Genomic DNA, 16,357 nt, shown 5'->3' on the forward strand with positions numbered 1-16,357 from the left:
ATGCTCCTTTATGATCCGGATAAGGTTGAAAATGATCCCCTTAAGTACGAAGACGTGCAAACCCCCGATCCGAAGAGGGGGGAACTCCTCCTAAAGATAATATCGTGCGGGGTTTGTCACTCAAACCTTCACATGATCGAGGGCGAGTGGGTTAAGTATGGGCTCCCAGCTAAGAAGCCAATAATTCCCGGTCATGAGATCATTGGTAGAGTAGAAGAAGTAGGCGAGGGCGTGACGGACTTCAAAAAAGGGGATCTTGCTGGCGTGCAACCCATATACAGCACGTGTGGTCACTGCGAGTACTGCCTCACGGGAAGGGAACAGCTATGCCAGTCGAGGCAGGTCACGGGAGAGACCGTGGACGGTGGTTACGCGGAGTACATAGTGACGAAGGCCGACTTCACGTACCACGTGCCAGAAAACATAGACCCGGAGACGTCATCGCCGCTTTTCTGCCCGGGCATAACCGCCTATGGGGCCGTTAAGAAGGCAGATCTCTCCCCAGAAAAGACCGCTTACGTGATAGGCGTGGGTGGAGTTGGCCACATGGCCATACAGCTTGCAAAGCTCTACGGTGCGAGGATAGTGGCCGTCAGCACCTCGGAGGCGCACAGAAAGCTGGCGGAAAGCCTGGGGGCTGATGAGGTTCTGGATCCCGGAAAGAACTACGAAAAGGTCAACGACATGAAGAGGCAAGCCGACTCGGTCATAGTGTTCGCTCCATCGCAGGATGCCGTGGATGCAGCCTTCAGGCTTGTGAAGCCCGGAGGAACTGTTGTGATGGGCGTTCACGGGCAGATCCGCAACTACTACTTCTTTGACGAGGTAAAGGTCACCGGAACGCTCGTGGGAAACAGGCAGGATATGAAGGAAGTGCTGAGGCTGGCCTCGGAGGGCAAGATAAGGGTCGAGGCCGAGAAGTTCGCGCTGAAAGAGGCCAACGAGGCGCTGAGGAGGTTGAAGCACGGCGAGATAAACGGAAGGGCAGTGCTCATACCGTAAAACTGGCAAAACCCTGGAGAGCCTTTGGCGGTTCGGCCGCTCAGCGCCCATCGCTTCAATCGAGCTTTTTCCTGAAAACCTGAAGCGCTTAAAAAATCGTTTATATCCGCTTAGGTACTCGTTGAGTAGCCCCTCCAGATACTCCTGCCTTCCGGACTTAGGCTTGAACCCCTCGTGCTCAAGGGCGTATTTCTCCAGTTCTTTCAGTGACGCCTTGCCGCTTAATATCTTCTTCCCAAGCTCTTGCGAGTAGCCCGCGTACCTATCCTCCACGAACTTGTCCAGCTCTCCATCCTTTATTATCTTCTCGGCTACCATGAATCCCTTGGCAACGGTGTCCATCCCTGCCGCGTAAGCGTACGCAAGGTCTATGGGCTCAAATGATCCCCTCCTGACTTTGGCGTCGAAGTTGAAGCCTCCGGGAGCGATGCCACCGTTCTTGAGCACTTCGTAGGCGGCCATGGTCGCGTCGTAGAGGTCAGTTGGGAACCTGTCAACGTCCCACCCAACGAAGAAGTCTCCCTGGTTTATGTCGATGCTTCCCAACAGGCCCAGCACGCGAGCAAGCCTTAGCTCGTGCTGGAAAGGCCTGTTCGCGAGGGTGGCGTGGTTTGCCTCGATGTTTGCCTTGAACTTCCCCTCTAACCCGTACCTCTTGAGTATGGCGTAAAGGCTCATGACGTCGCTGACGTACATGAACCTCATGGGCTCCATGGGCTTTGGCTCTATTAGGAGTTGCCCCTTGAACCCTATTTCCTTTGCGTAATCGGCCACCATTCCCAGGAAGGACCCGAAAAGGTCAAGAGAGAGCCTCATGTCCGTGTTGAGAAGCGTCTCGTATCCTTCCCTTCCAGGCCATATTACGAAGTTCTCGCCTCCAAGCTCTAGGGTGACGTCGAGCATCTTCTTGACCTGCGCCGCAGCCCTGGCGAAGACCTCGGGATAGGGCGACATGGCCGCGCCGTGCACGTATGACGGATCTCTGAAAAGGTTTGCAGTTCCCCATAGGAGCTTTACACCCTTCTCTGCAGATTTCTCCTTGAGAAGCGGCACCGTTTGATCGAGGTACTTCTCTATGAGGGACAGCTTATCGGTAGCGGGAATGACGTCCATGTCATGGAACGCGTAGTGCTCGAGCTGCAGCTTGCCCGCGAACTCGAACGCAGCCTCTATCTGTTGCCTTAACTTCTTCTCGGGATCGGACGTTGCCCACGGGCGTATCATGGTCCCTACGCCAAAAGGGTCGGCCCCTTCCCCAAAGAAGTGCCAAAGGGCAAGGGAGAAGCGCGTGAGGTCACGGAGCTTCTTCCCGGCGATCACCCTTTCCGGATCGTAATGCTTTAGGTACTTTCCCCTTATCTCAGGAAAATACTCCGCCAATGAGTTCACTAAGTTATAAGGCTTGGAGGAATATAAACGCTAGTGTTGCGGCTTTCCTTTGCAGCGCGAAAAGTCAATTCAAATCCCTGATTGATGGGACTTTAGTCTTATCGATCAGCAGACTTTACCAATGATTAGCTAACCCATCTTGATGAAGGTATAAGCGCGATCAGAGAGCCTTTCACAACGAGTGGATTGTCGTTGAAGTACGTGCTTCTTCGTGGGCATAACTTTGACGTGGTATAATGCCTCAATCTCAGTCAGAGGTAACTGCGTACTTGGATCTCGCCTAGCGCGTTATGTATTTGCGATAGCCTTAAGTTTAGATTCTACGCTTCTTTTGACAAATAGTGAAGGTCAAAGTATTACTTAGTTACTTATTGATCATTATTGTGTTAATTAGTTTTCTACCGCATTCCGATGCCTCTATCTATGAAGCAAACTCTCCGATCTTCTCTGCACAGATCTTCTATATGCCCTCTATGACTGAAAACGATTATCGTGCGCTCGCATCCCTTGGCGTAAACACGGTGGAGCTCCAGCTTTACTGGTCTCAAGTAGAGCCGAGACCCAATATCTATAACTTCTCTTTACTGAGCTCCAACGTGAAGTACGCTGAGCGGGCAGGCCTACGTTATATTCTGATATTTTGGTATGGTCCATGGGATCCTAGCTGGATCAGAGAATATGAGCTCAATTCTTCATATGAGCCCGTTAATGGCCCTACGGATAGTTATCCCTCGTGGTGGAATCTGACGGAGACGCGCTATTACTTAGATTACGTGAAAACCACGCTTTCTAATTTCGTAAGCGACCCTGATTTCGTTGGAGCGTACATTAACTATGGCTGGTTGGATGCTTACTGGTACGGAGGGGGATACTCTAATTCATCCGTGGCGATGTTCAGGGAATACCTTAGATCGAAGTATGGTTCCATAAGCGCGTTGAACGCCGTTTGGGGTACCTCTTATCTGGACTTTAACCAAGTAGTTCCGCCTCCAGGGCCGGGGAACGCCGGATGGTTAGACTTTGAGCGTTTCCGTGTGTGGTCATTAAATTACACGCTGAACTACGTGTATTCTTCTGTGGATCCCATATTGGCTGATCATGGAAAGCAACTTTTTATTTATTGGGGAGGCTTTCTCACGGATGCCCCTTATCACGTCGACTATCCAGATATCATTTTTTCCATAGCCAGAAAATACGGAGCGATCATAAATTTGGACGACGATACGTTTGCGGATCTATCTCTCACTTTTACGGACATGGCAAGGGCTTACGGTATTAAGCTCATGTTCGAGTGGCCAGGAGGTCCAACTGCTTCATCAATGATGCAAGCCAATAAAGCCGTCTTTCTGTCCTCGCTTTCCCACGCCATATCGGGCATTCCCTGCTCAGTTGGGTACGATTACTTCGTTTACCCTCCTGCCGACTGGTATGGGGTTACTGCGCCCTATTATTCTTCATTTATATCGACGTACCCTGCCGGTCAGTTTCAGTTGGCCAACTCCTCCGTAGCTGCCCTTTACAGCTTCGCCGCTGAAACGGCGGATCCGGCAATCGGAGCACAAGAAGATAATGCCCTTAAGGACATGATTTACGAATACGTGCCATTTCAGGTCATAACGGATTATGAGATAGAAAATAACGCCGTTAACCTTTCCGATTATCGGTACATAGTGAACCTTGCGGGCACTTACAGCATGAGCCTACTGCCTGCTAAGGTTCAAAGAGCAGTCAATGCATGGATAGCTTCTGGCGGTCAACTCCTCCAAATATCTCAGGATGGCATTATCTATCTGGAAAATCAAAGCAAAGCATTGAGTTACGTTTGGCCTTATCCGATCATCAGCGCTTTTTCCTGGCCCGGCAACTTAGATCATTCGGGACCTCAGACCTCGATTGGGAAGATCCGCGTTGGAGGAGCGTTACTGCAGTCCCTCTTATTGAATGGACCCGGTGGCTCTTCTGCCGAGTCTCAGGAGATTCCTGTTTCCCAATCCACCGTTTACACGGTTAACCTTTATGTTGCGGCATCAAAGAGCAGCGAGGCAAAGATATCTGCTGAGTTCATCCTTGCCAACGGTAGTGTCGAGTCACCTTCTCTGGATAGCGTTGTCACTGGGAATCGTACATGGGTTTGGTTTCGGTTCGCTCCCCCTCAGGGGGCAGGTTACATGCGCCTCGTCCTTCAAAAGCTTGGTAGTATCCCGGTCGGCTTCGCCTCCATCAATATGTACGCATCAGGAAGAAAAGGGCCGAATCTTCTCTCATGGGTATCTTATGGTTGGTCAGGGCTACCTTTACCTATAGCTAACTCCACCGTTCTAGTGAACGGAATAGGAAGGCCAGCGTTGGTATTAAATACGACGATGACCAAGGCCGGTGAGATCGACTCACAAGTAATAAGAGTTGAGCCAGGCGAGCCTTTTTCGTTTTCTGCGTACGCAGACGTTGGCAAGGGATCTCCTGACGCAAGGATTAACATAAGGTGGTATTTCACTAATGGATCAGTCGTCCAGGAGCAAGGTTACATGGAGTGGATTGACACGGGTTCTCAAACCCTTTCTGTAACCGGTACGGTACCTGCTGGAGCAAGCGGTATGCTGTTGCGTCTCATCGACGATGGCTCTGGTATAGATTACTTCACGAACATCACGCTAGCGTTAGCGCCGTCGTCACAAGAGGTAAAGCTCACGCCGTTTGCTGAGGTGAACGCGCCCTTTGAGAACCGGTTAGAGAGCTTGCAGCTGTTTCCCCTCGTAAATGCCGATCACGATCTGGCGCTTTTAACGTTATATGCCACGGATTATACTGCCATCGACACCACCACTAACATGCTTGGGCGTCCGCTTGGAAAAATCCCCTCCCCGTTGAAACTGGCCATCAACGTTAGCGTCCTTGGGCTTGCCTCTGATCAAGACCTTTATGCGGTTAACATGACAACGATGTCAGTTTTAGCTGGGCCCTTGACACCAGTGGACGGGATGATCAACTTGAGCGTAAAGGTGGGAATTCCTGAAGAGGCGTCGCTGCTGATCGGTCCAAAGCACTCGCTTGATGCGATTTCGGAGCTATCTCTATCGGGCCCTAAGGAGGTCATTGTTGGGCATCGCGTAAACTTCACGCTTTACCATAAGTCTCCTTTTGGAAGCGTCTCGCTGGCAAACGCCACGCTGGTCGTAAACGGCACGCCTTATCCGCAAGGTGACGTCGTGATCAATGAATCAGGAAATTACGTAGCTTACGCGATCTGGAACGGCAAGAGGTCGAATGAGGTCACGTTCATGGTAGGAACCCGGGCTTTCTTTGTGGCCTCGGAGCTTTGGTGGTTGCCGCTCCCCGTGGCAATCGCGGTGATAGTTACCTTCGTTTACATTTCCAGAAGAAAGGCGCGTCAGACGGTGGAAGGTCATTGAGTTATCCTTTTATTTATGAGAGTCAGCTATATAGTCAAGGTCATGTACGACTTAGTGCTGATCCATCCGCCTCGTGTTCCGCGTTTTATGCCAGAAGTTAATCAGTTTGCGATAATGCCAGTGGGATTGATGAGTTTAGCCACCGAGCTGAAGCGCGCAGGGTATGAAGTCAAGATATTTAACTTGGGAATGGAGGCCTCAATTAATCCTAACTTTGACATTAAGTCGAGGCTGAGGAAAATTGAGGCGAAGGCTTACGGGATAGACTTTCAGTGGTTTGTGCATGCGTATGGAGTTTCGGCAGTGGCCGAGGCCATTAAGTCGCTCAGACCCAGCGCTAAAGTCGTTGTTGGTGGAATGAGCGCAAGCTGGTTCGCATCGGAATTGTGTAAGGAGAAGTATGTTGATGCAGTGGTGATCGGTGAAGGTGAGCAGACGCTAAAAGAGCTCGTGGACAGATGGGAAAAAAGCGAGCCCCTGGACGAAGTCAAGGGAATTGCGTACAGAGATGGGGGAAAGGTCCGGTTCACGCCGCCCAGACCACCTGTTTCTTTCGAGGTTTTTTCCGCCTACGATTTCACTTCGTTGGAGCTACTTGACGACTATCAAGCCTATCTGGGCATGGGTGGCAAGGCTCCTAATTTCTGGCTTCCCATAGCTAGAGGATGTCCCTATAATTGCACCTACTGCGGCGGTTCGAGGGAGGGGTACGCCGCTGCCATGGGAAGACAGGCCACGATTTTCCGGGATCCAGTTGTTGTCGCGAACGACATGGAAAGCTTGTCTAAGTACGGAGTCAAAGTCGTGAGCTTTACACACGATCCCGAGATTGGGGGAGAGCGGTACTGGAGTCCCTTACTGAAGGAGATCTCGTCAAGGGTGAGTGATGTCGGGATATACATAGAGTCTTTCCGCGTTCCTTCTGAGAAGTTCATGCGCTCGTTGTCTGGTGTAGTGGGTAGCAGTTTGGCGGTATCACCCGAGAGCGCGTCTGAAGAGGTGCGCAGGTTCAACGGGAGGAACGTAACCGACGACCAGATATTTCGCTCATTAGAGGTCGCTAAAAGCTTGGGGATCCCAGTTCTTGTATATTTCTTGATAGGCCTTCCTCGCGAGGATTGGCAAACCTTTTCCCTTTTTGAACCAATGGTCAGAAAGATAATACAGGGAAGGCTTGGTTTCGTCGTCCCTCCGATACCCTATACCATGGATCCCAATTCCCCAATGGCGGTCCGCCCATCGGATTTCGGTGTTAAGCCCTTGCTGAAGACCTATTCTGATTATAAGGCCATTTCGTCGTCAAACGACGAAAAGAAGTGGATTGCTCATGAAACCAAGTGGCTTAGCAGAGACGATATATACGACATGTTACTTAAAGCAAGGAAGATCCTCGAGTCATTTTACGGGAATCCCAAATTCGTTACTTTTGATTAGGATGGGGCAACGCTGAGCCCGATTTTGCCTCGGACTTTGTGAGAGCACGTACGAGACCCCTTCAATTACCCACTTAATTCTGACTCATAATGCTATATTTAAATACTTGATGATAAAAGTTAGCTGACTAAAGCCACTTTCGATACTTTTACTTCGCGTCTATTACGATAGAATCTCAAGCAGTATAAACTTAAATTTTGGGGCAATACCCATACACATGCAGGCTAATCCACAACAATTGCTAAGGGAGTTCTCCGATCGCATGAACGAAATTGAGTCGTTGCTGCACAAGCTGAGGGAACTTGACGAGCTCTCCAGCAAGGGATCCATAGAGCCCGCCGCCGCCAAGAAGCTCAGGGACGAGTATAGCAGCGGTATGGCTAGGGCAATGGAGCAGTTCTTTGATGCGGAGGAGAAGCTTGAGGGCCTGCGTGCCGAGCTCAAGGTCGAGATAGAACAGGGCAAGAAGACAGGCAGCGATGTGTCTGAAGCGGAGCGCTCTATCAACCTCATAGAGACCGCGTACATGCAGATTGACCCGAACGTGTGGGTTGAGATTGCTATCGCGAGCTTGGCCATCTTCATGAGTGCAAGGGAAAAGGGCGAAATCTCGGACGACGAATTCGCTAAGTTGCGCGAGACATATAAGAAGTTTCTGGATTACATGGCGGACAAGTGGAATTATCAAAAGGCAAGCCTTGAAGAGGTCCGCAAGAAAACGGAGGAGGAATTGGCGAAGCTTGAAGCCTCCACGAAAGAGCTGACCGTGAGGTATAAGGTTGGAGAGTACGATGAAAATCGTTACAACGAGCTCATTTCCCCTCTTAGGGGCCAGCGTGATGCTCTGATCAAGAGGATTGAAAAGATCTCCGAGTTCGTGGATGCGATAGACTCGGCGGTCTTTGACTGCTATTATTTTTACGCACATCCTGAAGAGCGCAAGGGCGTCAACATACAGATCCTATTATCGGGGTTGAACTTGCCTAAGGCCGACGAGCTCAGGGAGATTCTAACACCGGAAGAAAGCGTGAACAAGATGTATGAGAGGCTCTACAACTATTACAGTTTGAACATGGGAGCGGATAGGGCAAAATCGAGGCTCGAATCGGAGATCGCGCGTTACATGTCCCAAGGGAAGAGCAGGTCGGAGGCAATAAGATCGCTTTTCGCATCGGTAATGGGTGAGTGAACGATGTGCGTTAGGTGTGGGTTGGCATTGGTGGCGGTTGTGGTCGCTTCATTGGTTATTTTTGCTCCTTTGCTTAACTTATCGATGGCACAATCCTCTCAGGGATTTTTAACCACAATCACGGTAACAAACGATCACGACTTCCGCTTGGTGAACTTCCCATGCTTTGCCACGATTTATCTTTCAGAGGGGCAAGCGCTCCCAGGCAACATAAAGCTGGTAGGAGAAGGAGGCCAAACGGTGCCATGTCAAGTGCTCGGCGAGTCCGAGTACTCAGATGGCTCACTGAAAACGGTCACGATAGCCTTTCCTTCGAACGTGGCGCCGTTGTCGACGATCACCTATCACGTTGAGTCGGGAGAAGCCCCGAGCGGTGAGAACTTGACGCTGTCAGGAAGGAACGCGTATCACGTTGAAAACGGGATTTTCTCGTTCGGAATATCGAACGGGTCCACGGGGCTAACCAACCTTTCGATCGGAGACGTCAAGCTATCGGTCTTGTCCTTCCCTGCGATCGCGTTGACCTCTCAAGCCGTCAACTATCAGCTTCTATCGGAGGACCTTCACGTCTCGGTGGTTTACAACGGCATGGAGATGAGCGAGCTCGAAATAAGAGGTACGTCACCACTTAGTTACGTTGAAAACATAACTGTCTTCAAAGGCTTTCCCGTGATATTTTACAGGGTCTATCTGAGCTCTCCTGGCCCATATCGTCCCCTCATGGGTTACCTTAACGCAACCGATTTCACGGGATTTGCCTACGGAAGCTCGCATGAGAGCTTGTCGAGCATAACCTCCAGTGGAAGTCTGTTTCCCTCGGAGGAGCTTTATTCTTTTACGGGCGCTGTGCCCGTTTCCCTCGCGTCTAACGCGACGTTCCAGTATTTTGCCTTAGGGATGAGCTTTCCCATCCTTGCTTATGCTTATCAGACACCTGACCCGGCTTTCAGCGCTCTTGTGATGCCGGGAGTCAATGGCACATACGCATCTGATCTATGCGCTGCTTTAAGCGAAGGGGTAAGCGTCTCCGTCGCGGAGCCCGCGGCCGTGCTGTCAATATCTTATCCAAGCAGCGCGCAGGCATACGAGCCATTTAACGTCAGCGTCGACATGAAGTTTACGACCGATACTTCAAGCATTGTATTGTGGCCACACTTTCCAAATGGCATCATCGTTAAGAAGCCCGGTGCCACGGAGTTCATCCGCGTCATCAAGGGCTCATCTAATGAAAGCGTCTGGACGATCTACGCCAATCGTACGGGGGTTTTATCGGGCTACTTTGAGGCCAACGGGTCCTCCGTCAACTTCACCGTTGACGTATACATCCAGCCGCTTTTGCCGCCTGCAGGAGCGACAATTCAAGTCACGAGCGGCGGCTATCCCGTGCCAGGCTTAACCGTAACGGTGGCTGGTCCCGAAGGCGCGTGGACTGGGGTTACAAACAAGACGGGAGAAATCGAATTCACCCTTCCCTTAGGGACTTACAGCGTCAAAATGACCAAAGATGGAGTCTTATTCGGAGCGGCATCGCTTAACGTCTTCAGATCTGGGGTCTACAAATTAACCGCAGCATCCCTTGAGTTGCTGGTCAGGCCCGAATTCGAGAACGGGCTTCCCATGCTGCCTCCAAACTCGCCGCTGCTGGTGCTGAGGGGGCTCCAAACCAATGAAACTTACTACTCGGTTGCTTCGGAGATCAACGGGAGCGCGGAAGCCGTGTTCAGGTATCTAGCTCCTGGCTCCTACAAGTTAGTGGGCGTAATGTGGGGAATTCAAACTCAGCCCCTTTACATAAACTTAAGCCACAACGAGCTGATAGCTTTTCGCATGCCTGGTCTCAACTCGCTGTCATTCCGCGTTGTGACGGTAGATGGCTACCCGCTCTCAAACGCGACATTGCAGCTTTACGGTGCTGGTGGCATATTCTTGACCCAAGCCACTACCGATGCTCAGGGTCGCGCTGGCGTTGCCGTTCCAATTGGCAACTACACGTACATGTTCCGGTACAGGGGTTCCACAGTGGCGGTGGGATCTGTGAGAGTGGAGGGTCCTACAAGCGAGCTGGTGAACGCCTCCGTCTCTAGGACCACGATCTACGTTTCATCCATATTTGGCCCGATTAGTGGCGCTGAAGTCCGCGTTTATTCAAGCAACGGTTCATTGGTCTTTGCTGGGCGCACGAATTCCGCAGGAGAGGTAATGGTCTATTTGCCAGAGGGCAGCTTCACTGCCTCCGCGTCATCCGCGGCTTACGCAGGATCTGCATCGATAACGGCGCCGGTTCTGAGCGCTCGTGTCTTCGCTGGACTTAGCGCTTCTGCGTGGTTGCTCATCTTTATGGTCGTGATCGGGTGGTCAGGTTACGTCACGCTTGAGCTTAAAAGCGGGGGAAGAAAGGAGGAGGTCGCCAAGCTGAAGAGCATGATACAAAAGCTCAACGAGCTTTACGATAGCGGAGAGGTTGACTTTGCGCTTTACAACAAGCTTAACGACGAATATCAGGCAAGGCTTGCGGAGCTGACCAGACATGAGGAATGAGTTTCTGGTTCTTCTCGTTCTCGTCCTTGCGCTGGGAAGCGCATGCGCGGGTGTGGAGGCGCAGGGGTTCTCTCATCAAAAAGTAGTGGTCCTTATGATGAACTATGAAGACAAGGTGCCATTACCCGGCATTCCGGTGCGCTTCACGGCATCTGGCATCACGCCATCCACCTTCAACGGTACGACCTCATATAACGGCACCGCGGCCTTGGACGTCGTGGGCAACGGGAACATCATTCCCATAACGAGTCTCTCCATAGGGGACAATTACACTGTAGTGATGGTGGGGTCCTCGGAGATAACCACGTATAATCTTCCCTATGGGCCGCTTTCTACGACCGTTTCCTATAGCGGATACTACAGTTCTGGCTTCAGCAATTATGAACAGACCTTTGAGCCAAGCGTTGCTAGTTCGCTGGGGCCCGGAGTTGAAGAGCTCATAGTCTGGGCTGAGCCGGGAAAGGCAGTAAGCGTTAGCTCTTACGATCTGATAACCGGCGAGTACGATGAGCCCGTAATCTCTCCAGCCTTACCCGTGAAGGGATCTCAAGATTTCTTCGTTCCCATGTACTTCCCCTTGAGCGTCACCGCGGTCTCAAATCTGGGCGAGCTCACGCCCGTGTTCCGGGTGATTGTCAATCAATCGGATCGTTACGTGAACTGGTCCGAGCTGTACTTCGCTGCGTACGTTAACAAGACAGTTAGCGAGATATCATACAGGGTTACCTCGTACCTGTCCTTTGGGTTCAGCTCCTTTAACAAGGATAAGTACGCGGAGATCCTGCCTTTCTACGAGGATGCCCTGTCTTACCTTAAGGCGGGCAATCTCACGGCGGCCACGGCATATTTCGGCGAGGCTCAGAGATTGGCCTCATCAGTGAATTCTGCCATGGGATCCTTTGTAACTTACGCGTGGGTTACAACGCTGACGATTTTGGCCCTTATTTACGGTTTGTCGCTTATAGTGGCTGGGTTCGTGGGAAGCAAGGGGGGTAAGAGGATCGCGAAGTTCATGCCTTTCCTATTCTATATGCCTCTTAGCCTCTTCGTTGGCCTTACGCAGCCTTGGGCATCCCCTGCTCTCGCTTCGGTTCTCGGCTTGCACCTTCCCCTCTCAGCAGCACAGGCCCTTTTCCTGTCGCTTGCGGTGTTCTCTTTGATCTACATCGTATTTTCATTGCTCAAAAAGGGCATCATGTCTGTGTCCTCCGGCTTCATTACCAGAATGGCCATGGAGAATTTCAAGAGGAGCTTCTGGCGCGCGCTCCTCATCATAATACCCATTGCGATAGTGATAGCCTCTTCCATGTCGATCGTTAACGTCTCTGGGCAATACGGAATCGTAAAGACTGGAACTGGGGTTTGGGGCAGTGGCGGTCCGCTGCTGGTGGTTCAACCTCGCGTCGCTCAGTGGGAAGGTGAAAACACGTGGCTTTTATCCCAGAAGTGGGTAAATGGAAGCTATTCAGTATTTTATGAGCCGTCTACCCTCTTCATAGGTGGTAGCTCTTTTTCCTACGTAACCCTTGAGGTTGAGAGCGGAGGCTCGGTGAGTTATCTGAAAGGCATTTACTGCGTTCCCCCTGCCGCTTTGAACTCGACGGGCATTTCCCTAGCGAAGGTCGTGGGTTCGTTGCCCGCCCAAGGTGCGCCCCAAGTCCTTCTTCCAGCTGGATTGCCTGGAGTCACGCTGGGAAGTACCGTAAAGCTGGTATTGGTCCTATCTCCCAGTGGAAGCGTTGGGACGACGGTGAGCTATGACCTTGGTATGTTCTCAGTTTCGGGTCTTTACCAGGAGACAGCATTCTCGTCAGCTCCAAGCTTTATGGGCAAGTTTGGTGGCAGTGCTTTAGTTTCCGTGGTTTTGCCAGGCATGGTTCCCAAATACGTGTTCATCATTCCAAAGCGCGTTTACTCGGTCGTCACGCTGGCCCAGCAGGTATCCGAGCTAACGGCGACGCCCGTTACAGCTGTGGGGAACGAAACGTGGACGACCTACGACTTCACGTATGTGCTCGGCGCAACCCACGCCAGCGCGGCCGTGGGACCGGTGTTGATATCCGTCCTGCTGACCTACTCGTTCACCGCCTTCTTCATGGAGGAGAGAAAAGATGACATCAGGCTCATGTCGACCCTGGGGGCAACTCCGGGCTCCTTAGCTGGCATGCTTTTAGTGCAGACGTTGATCTTGGGAACCGTTTCCAGCTTGCTGGGGGTCTTCGGAAGTTACCTCATGAACATGCTTGAAAGCGTGATGGCTGGCTCGCGTTCCGCGTCGAGCGTGTGGTCGCTCGGCTCGCTTGCCATAGGCTTGTCGGTCGGCCTTGTCGTACCAGTCCTCGGATCGCTGATAGCAATCAACAGAAGGCAAGAGACAAAGATACTGGGGGGGCCAAAGAAGAGGGTCATACCGCGGGAGGCGCGCAGCGAAGGAGATATGCTGACTTACGAGCTACCCCTAAAAATCGGGGAAGAAGAGGCAGATCTCTTAATAGCGTACCTAAAGGAGCGCGTAATCCCCGAGCTCAAGGGATTGAATCCGGAACTTAATGTGAACGAGTCGGGGCAGTTCTCACTCAGGATGGATGCGAAGTGGAGGTTGTCCATGGGCAGCCCGCAGAGGATGTTGATCAGATCCAAGACAGAAGCCGGGATCATGAGCTTCTCCATGACATATCCTCCAGTTCTATCGGATGACAGCGAATTCCAAGGATTTCTGTACGGGCTTGAAAGGCTGTTCTTAGAGTACCCGATCTGGAGGGACAAGACCATAAAGGTGACCGTGAGCCGCAGGTCCGTCCAAAGGAGTTCTGATGTTGTCCAGAGAAGGCAAAGGCAGAGGAATATCGACGAGATAATTTCGGAGATTGAAAAGATCAAGGAGACAGTTGATGAGTATTCAAGGAAACTTCAGCAATTGAATAGCATGAAGGGCGAGATATCTCCCACGATATATGAAGACTTTGAAAGGAAGTACGAGGCCGGACTGAGGGACGCGTTGCAAAGGCTCAGGCCTCTTGTTGAAGAGAGCAGGGAATACGCCGACTCCTTGAAGAAGGATCTCAGTGGTCACATAAGGATGCTTTCAGACATGGAAGCTGCCAAGAGGTTGGGCGAGGTATCGGACGAGGAGTACAGCGCCAAGAGATCCGCTTATGAAAGCGAGCTGCAGGCCATAAGGTACAGGCTATCGATGATAGAGTGGGCGATGTCAAAAGTATCAGCCCCGGACTGAACGCGTGAAGTTTCCGTGCTCCAGTTTCAGGAGTCGGTTCGAAGAAGTCCTACACGATTTCTCTCTCCTCCACAGCAAAGTCACTCGAGGAACAGCAGAAGCTGTATCTTCCGTACCGAGAAAGCCATGGTTTGTGCAAAACTTTTTCCAACTGTACCACGAGACGCAAATTGCCTAACACCAGCGCGGGGCATTAACAGACCCGCGCCCGTAGCTGAGGTAGCGTGGAGACTACCTTTTTGATGCTTCCGAAATTACTCATAGATTTTCTCGCGAGTTTCTTAATAAATCGGGTTTCAAGAGAAATTTTGAACTCTTTTCAGCTTTCCTCATGGAATCTGGGTTACGATCAAAACTTCGTGAAAATTGCTTTACAACGGGTAGAAAACCCAATTTTTATAAGTGAACGCATTTCTCTGACCATGTCAGAGGTGCCAACGATCGAAATAGGGCAGGCGCAAGATCTACTGCACATAACCAAAGACCTGATAATTCATCCCGCTCGCGCGTTTGAATCCATGAGGAGTGTTCAGCAACTAACTGGGCCGGTGGTCTTTCTAACGGTGATCGGTTTTTTAGGTCTAGGAAACGAGGTTTTGCTGCTATCTAAGGTCCTCGTGACCGAGCTTCCCCCGCTCGGCTTTCAGGGACCTGCCATGGCGCTCAACCTGCTGGATCAGATTCCCGGTACGATATATCTGTATTACTTCCTTGAATCCGTGATATTCACCTTCTTCCAGGGTTTATTCAACTTCTTCGTGATTTGGATTACGGCGTCTTTCATCTCTAGATGGACTTCTGTAAAGGGAGACGCGAAAACCCTCTTCGCCTTTTCCTTCTTTTCTTTAGCCCCTCTCATGATAACAGGAGCTGCTTCTTTGCTTCCAAGTGCCATGCTACCGCATATAGTCATCTCCCCAGGTGAAAGTTCATACCTGTACATGACGGCCCTATCGAGAAACACGTACTACATGGCTTGGGAGTACTTGGGTTGGGGAGGAGAGATCTGGGCAGCTCTGCTAACCGCTTACTCCACAAGGGTAACTCACTCGATTAACGGCGTTAAGCTGGGCACGCTTATGGGCATTATTGCGCTCGTTACTTTTCTCAGAATATACTTCATATTTTGAACTCATAGCGTCCCTCTAACGCCCAGCTTCTAGAAACACCTCGTTTCCCGCTTCGAAGCGTGAAAAATGGAGTTTCCCATTTCACCTCATCTAAAGAGCAGATGTCACAAACCCCGACCCCGTCAATCCAAGGCGCGCTGCACGAGGACTTCCTTTAAGGCGGGCACATGCGCGCTCAAAATGCCTCATATACCCAAGGGCCTCAAGAGACACGATCGATGTAGAGTTAGACTTGCTCGGAATCATGGAGAAGTTCGGTCTGAGGGCCGGATGGCGATGCGTACAATATCAAGCGTTGTTGAAACGCGAAAAGGCGCCCAGAATGCCCTCTACAGCTTGATTTAAGAGGAGTCGTACCAGGGGATACTTGGTTTCAGAGGACTTGACCCCGCGTCAATAGCTACGATAAGGGTAAGATTCAAACTCAGGTCACGGGTCAGGTGTATCAGGGGCAGAAGCTTGAAGGCAGGAAAACGAGGAGCCAGGCAGACCTGGTATACAGGGATGGCAGGTTTTATCTTTAGGTGGTCGTTGATTTACCTGAAGAAGACCCTTTCAGCCCTCAGACGTGATCGGAGTTGACCTGGGCATTGCGAACGTGACCACGAACTCAACTACTGGCATCCTCTCATCCTGAAGGGTGTGGGAGTCCTGGTTCAGCGAAGCATGACTAATACGTTCAGCGGAAGGTATCCCGCCAGAAGCGTCTCTTTAGGCGAGGGTCGCGGGCGTGCCCGTCATAGTTGTGGATCCGAAGAGCACGCCAAGGGAGTGCCCTTTGTGCCATTACGCGGACAAGCGGAACAGACCCACGCGCGACGTTTTCAGATGCCTTAACTGTGGGTTCACTGCCCCAGCGCGTTATGTAGGAGCCCTGCCGTCAGCCAGCCTATGTTGGCCCCTTTCTCGGGAGCCAAAGCCCACGGGTTTCGGCCGTGGGTCGGTGACACAAGAGAGGCTTTTGCTTTTTGCAGCAGAAACGAGTTATGTCGCTGCATATCGGTTATAATATATCATTATCGCATTCTTA

General features: G+C 51.3%; 7 protein-coding genes and 2 pseudogenes. 8 read left to right on the forward strand and 1 reads right to left on the reverse strand.

Going from position 1 to position 16,357, the window contains the following annotated elements:
* The gene (locus PRZ02_RS02065; RefSeq protein WP_449464429.1) at positions 1-1,002 is read left to right on the forward strand and encodes an alcohol dehydrogenase catalytic domain-containing protein; all 1,002 of its coding nucleotides are present in this window, start codon (positions 1-3) and stop codon (positions 1,000-1,002) included.
* A 111-nt stretch (positions 1,003-1,113) separates the two neighbouring features.
* Here the strand turns inward: PRZ02_RS02065 and xylA are convergent.
* Positions 1,114-2,382: pseudogene (gene xylA / locus PRZ02_RS02070) on the reverse strand (xylose isomerase); the annotation flags it as partial.
* Between the two features lie 350 nt (positions 2,383-2,732).
* Between xylA and PRZ02_RS02075 the strand changes: the two are divergent.
* The 7 genes and pseudogenes from PRZ02_RS02075 to PRZ02_RS02105 all read left to right on the forward strand — a co-directional run.
* A complete protein-coding gene (locus PRZ02_RS02075; RefSeq protein WP_449464187.1) occupies positions 2,733-5,801 on the forward strand; it encodes a beta-galactosidase in 3,069 nt (1,022 codons plus the stop codon).
* 15 nt (positions 5,802-5,816) lie between these two features.
* Positions 5,817-7,235: a radical SAM protein gene (locus tag PRZ02_RS02080; protein ID WP_449464188.1), complete on the forward strand. Its 1,419-nt coding sequence runs from the start codon at positions 5,817-5,819 to the stop codon at positions 7,233-7,235.
* A 217-nt stretch (positions 7,236-7,452) separates the two neighbouring features.
* The gene (locus PRZ02_RS02085) at positions 7,453-8,424 is read left to right on the forward strand and encodes a hypothetical protein (protein WP_449464189.1); all 972 of its coding nucleotides are present in this window, start codon (positions 7,453-7,455) and stop codon (positions 8,422-8,424) included.
* Positions 8,425-8,427: 3 nt separating this feature from the next.
* A complete protein-coding gene (locus PRZ02_RS02090; protein ID WP_449464190.1) occupies positions 8,428-10,962 on the forward strand; it encodes an MSCRAMM family protein in 2,535 nt (844 codons plus the stop codon).
* The gene (locus PRZ02_RS02095) at positions 10,952-14,197 is read left to right on the forward strand and encodes an FtsX-like permease family protein (RefSeq protein WP_449464191.1); all 3,246 of its coding nucleotides are present in this window, start codon (positions 10,952-10,954) and stop codon (positions 14,195-14,197) included. The genes PRZ02_RS02090 and PRZ02_RS02095 overlap by 11 nt, the downstream gene beginning before the upstream one ends.
* A gap of 422 nt (positions 14,198-14,619) precedes the next feature.
* Positions 14,620-15,327, forward strand: coding sequence for a YIP1 family protein (locus PRZ02_RS02100; RefSeq protein ID WP_449464192.1), 708 nt, complete (start codon positions 14,620-14,622; stop codon positions 15,325-15,327).
* Positions 15,328-16,054: 727 nt separating this feature from the next.
* Positions 16,055-16,189, forward strand: a pseudogene (locus PRZ02_RS02105) (zinc ribbon domain-containing protein); the annotation flags it as partial.
* Positions 16,190-16,357: the final 168 nt, after the last annotated feature.

The organism is Tardisphaera saccharovorans, assembly GCF_046635845.1.
Classification (GTDB): Archaea; Thermoproteota; Thermoprotei_A; order Marsarchaeales; family UBA168; genus UBA168.

What these genes read in the sequence shown, in the direction of transcription:
- PRZ02_RS02095 (WP_449464191.1), top strand. Translation starts at nt 10,952, where the DNA reads ATGAGGAATGAGTTTCTGGTTCTTCTCGTTCTCGTCCTTGCGCTGGGA.
- PRZ02_RS02100 (WP_449464192.1), top strand. Translation starts at nt 14,620, where the DNA reads ATGTCAGAGGTGCCAACGATCGAAATAGGGCAGGCGCAAGATCTACTG.
- PRZ02_RS02085 (WP_449464189.1), top strand. Translation starts at nt 7,453, where the DNA reads ATGCAGGCTAATCCACAACAATTGCTAAGGGAGTTCTCCGATCGCATG.
- PRZ02_RS02065 (WP_449464429.1), top strand. Translation starts at nt 1, where the DNA reads ATGCTCCTTTATGATCCGGATAAGGTTGAAAATGATCCCCTTAAGTAC.
- PRZ02_RS02080 (WP_449464188.1), top strand. Translation starts at nt 5,817, where the DNA reads ATGAGAGTCAGCTATATAGTCAAGGTCATGTACGACTTAGTGCTGATC.
- PRZ02_RS02090 (WP_449464190.1), top strand. Translation starts at nt 8,428, where the DNA reads ATGTGCGTTAGGTGTGGGTTGGCATTGGTGGCGGTTGTGGTCGCTTCA.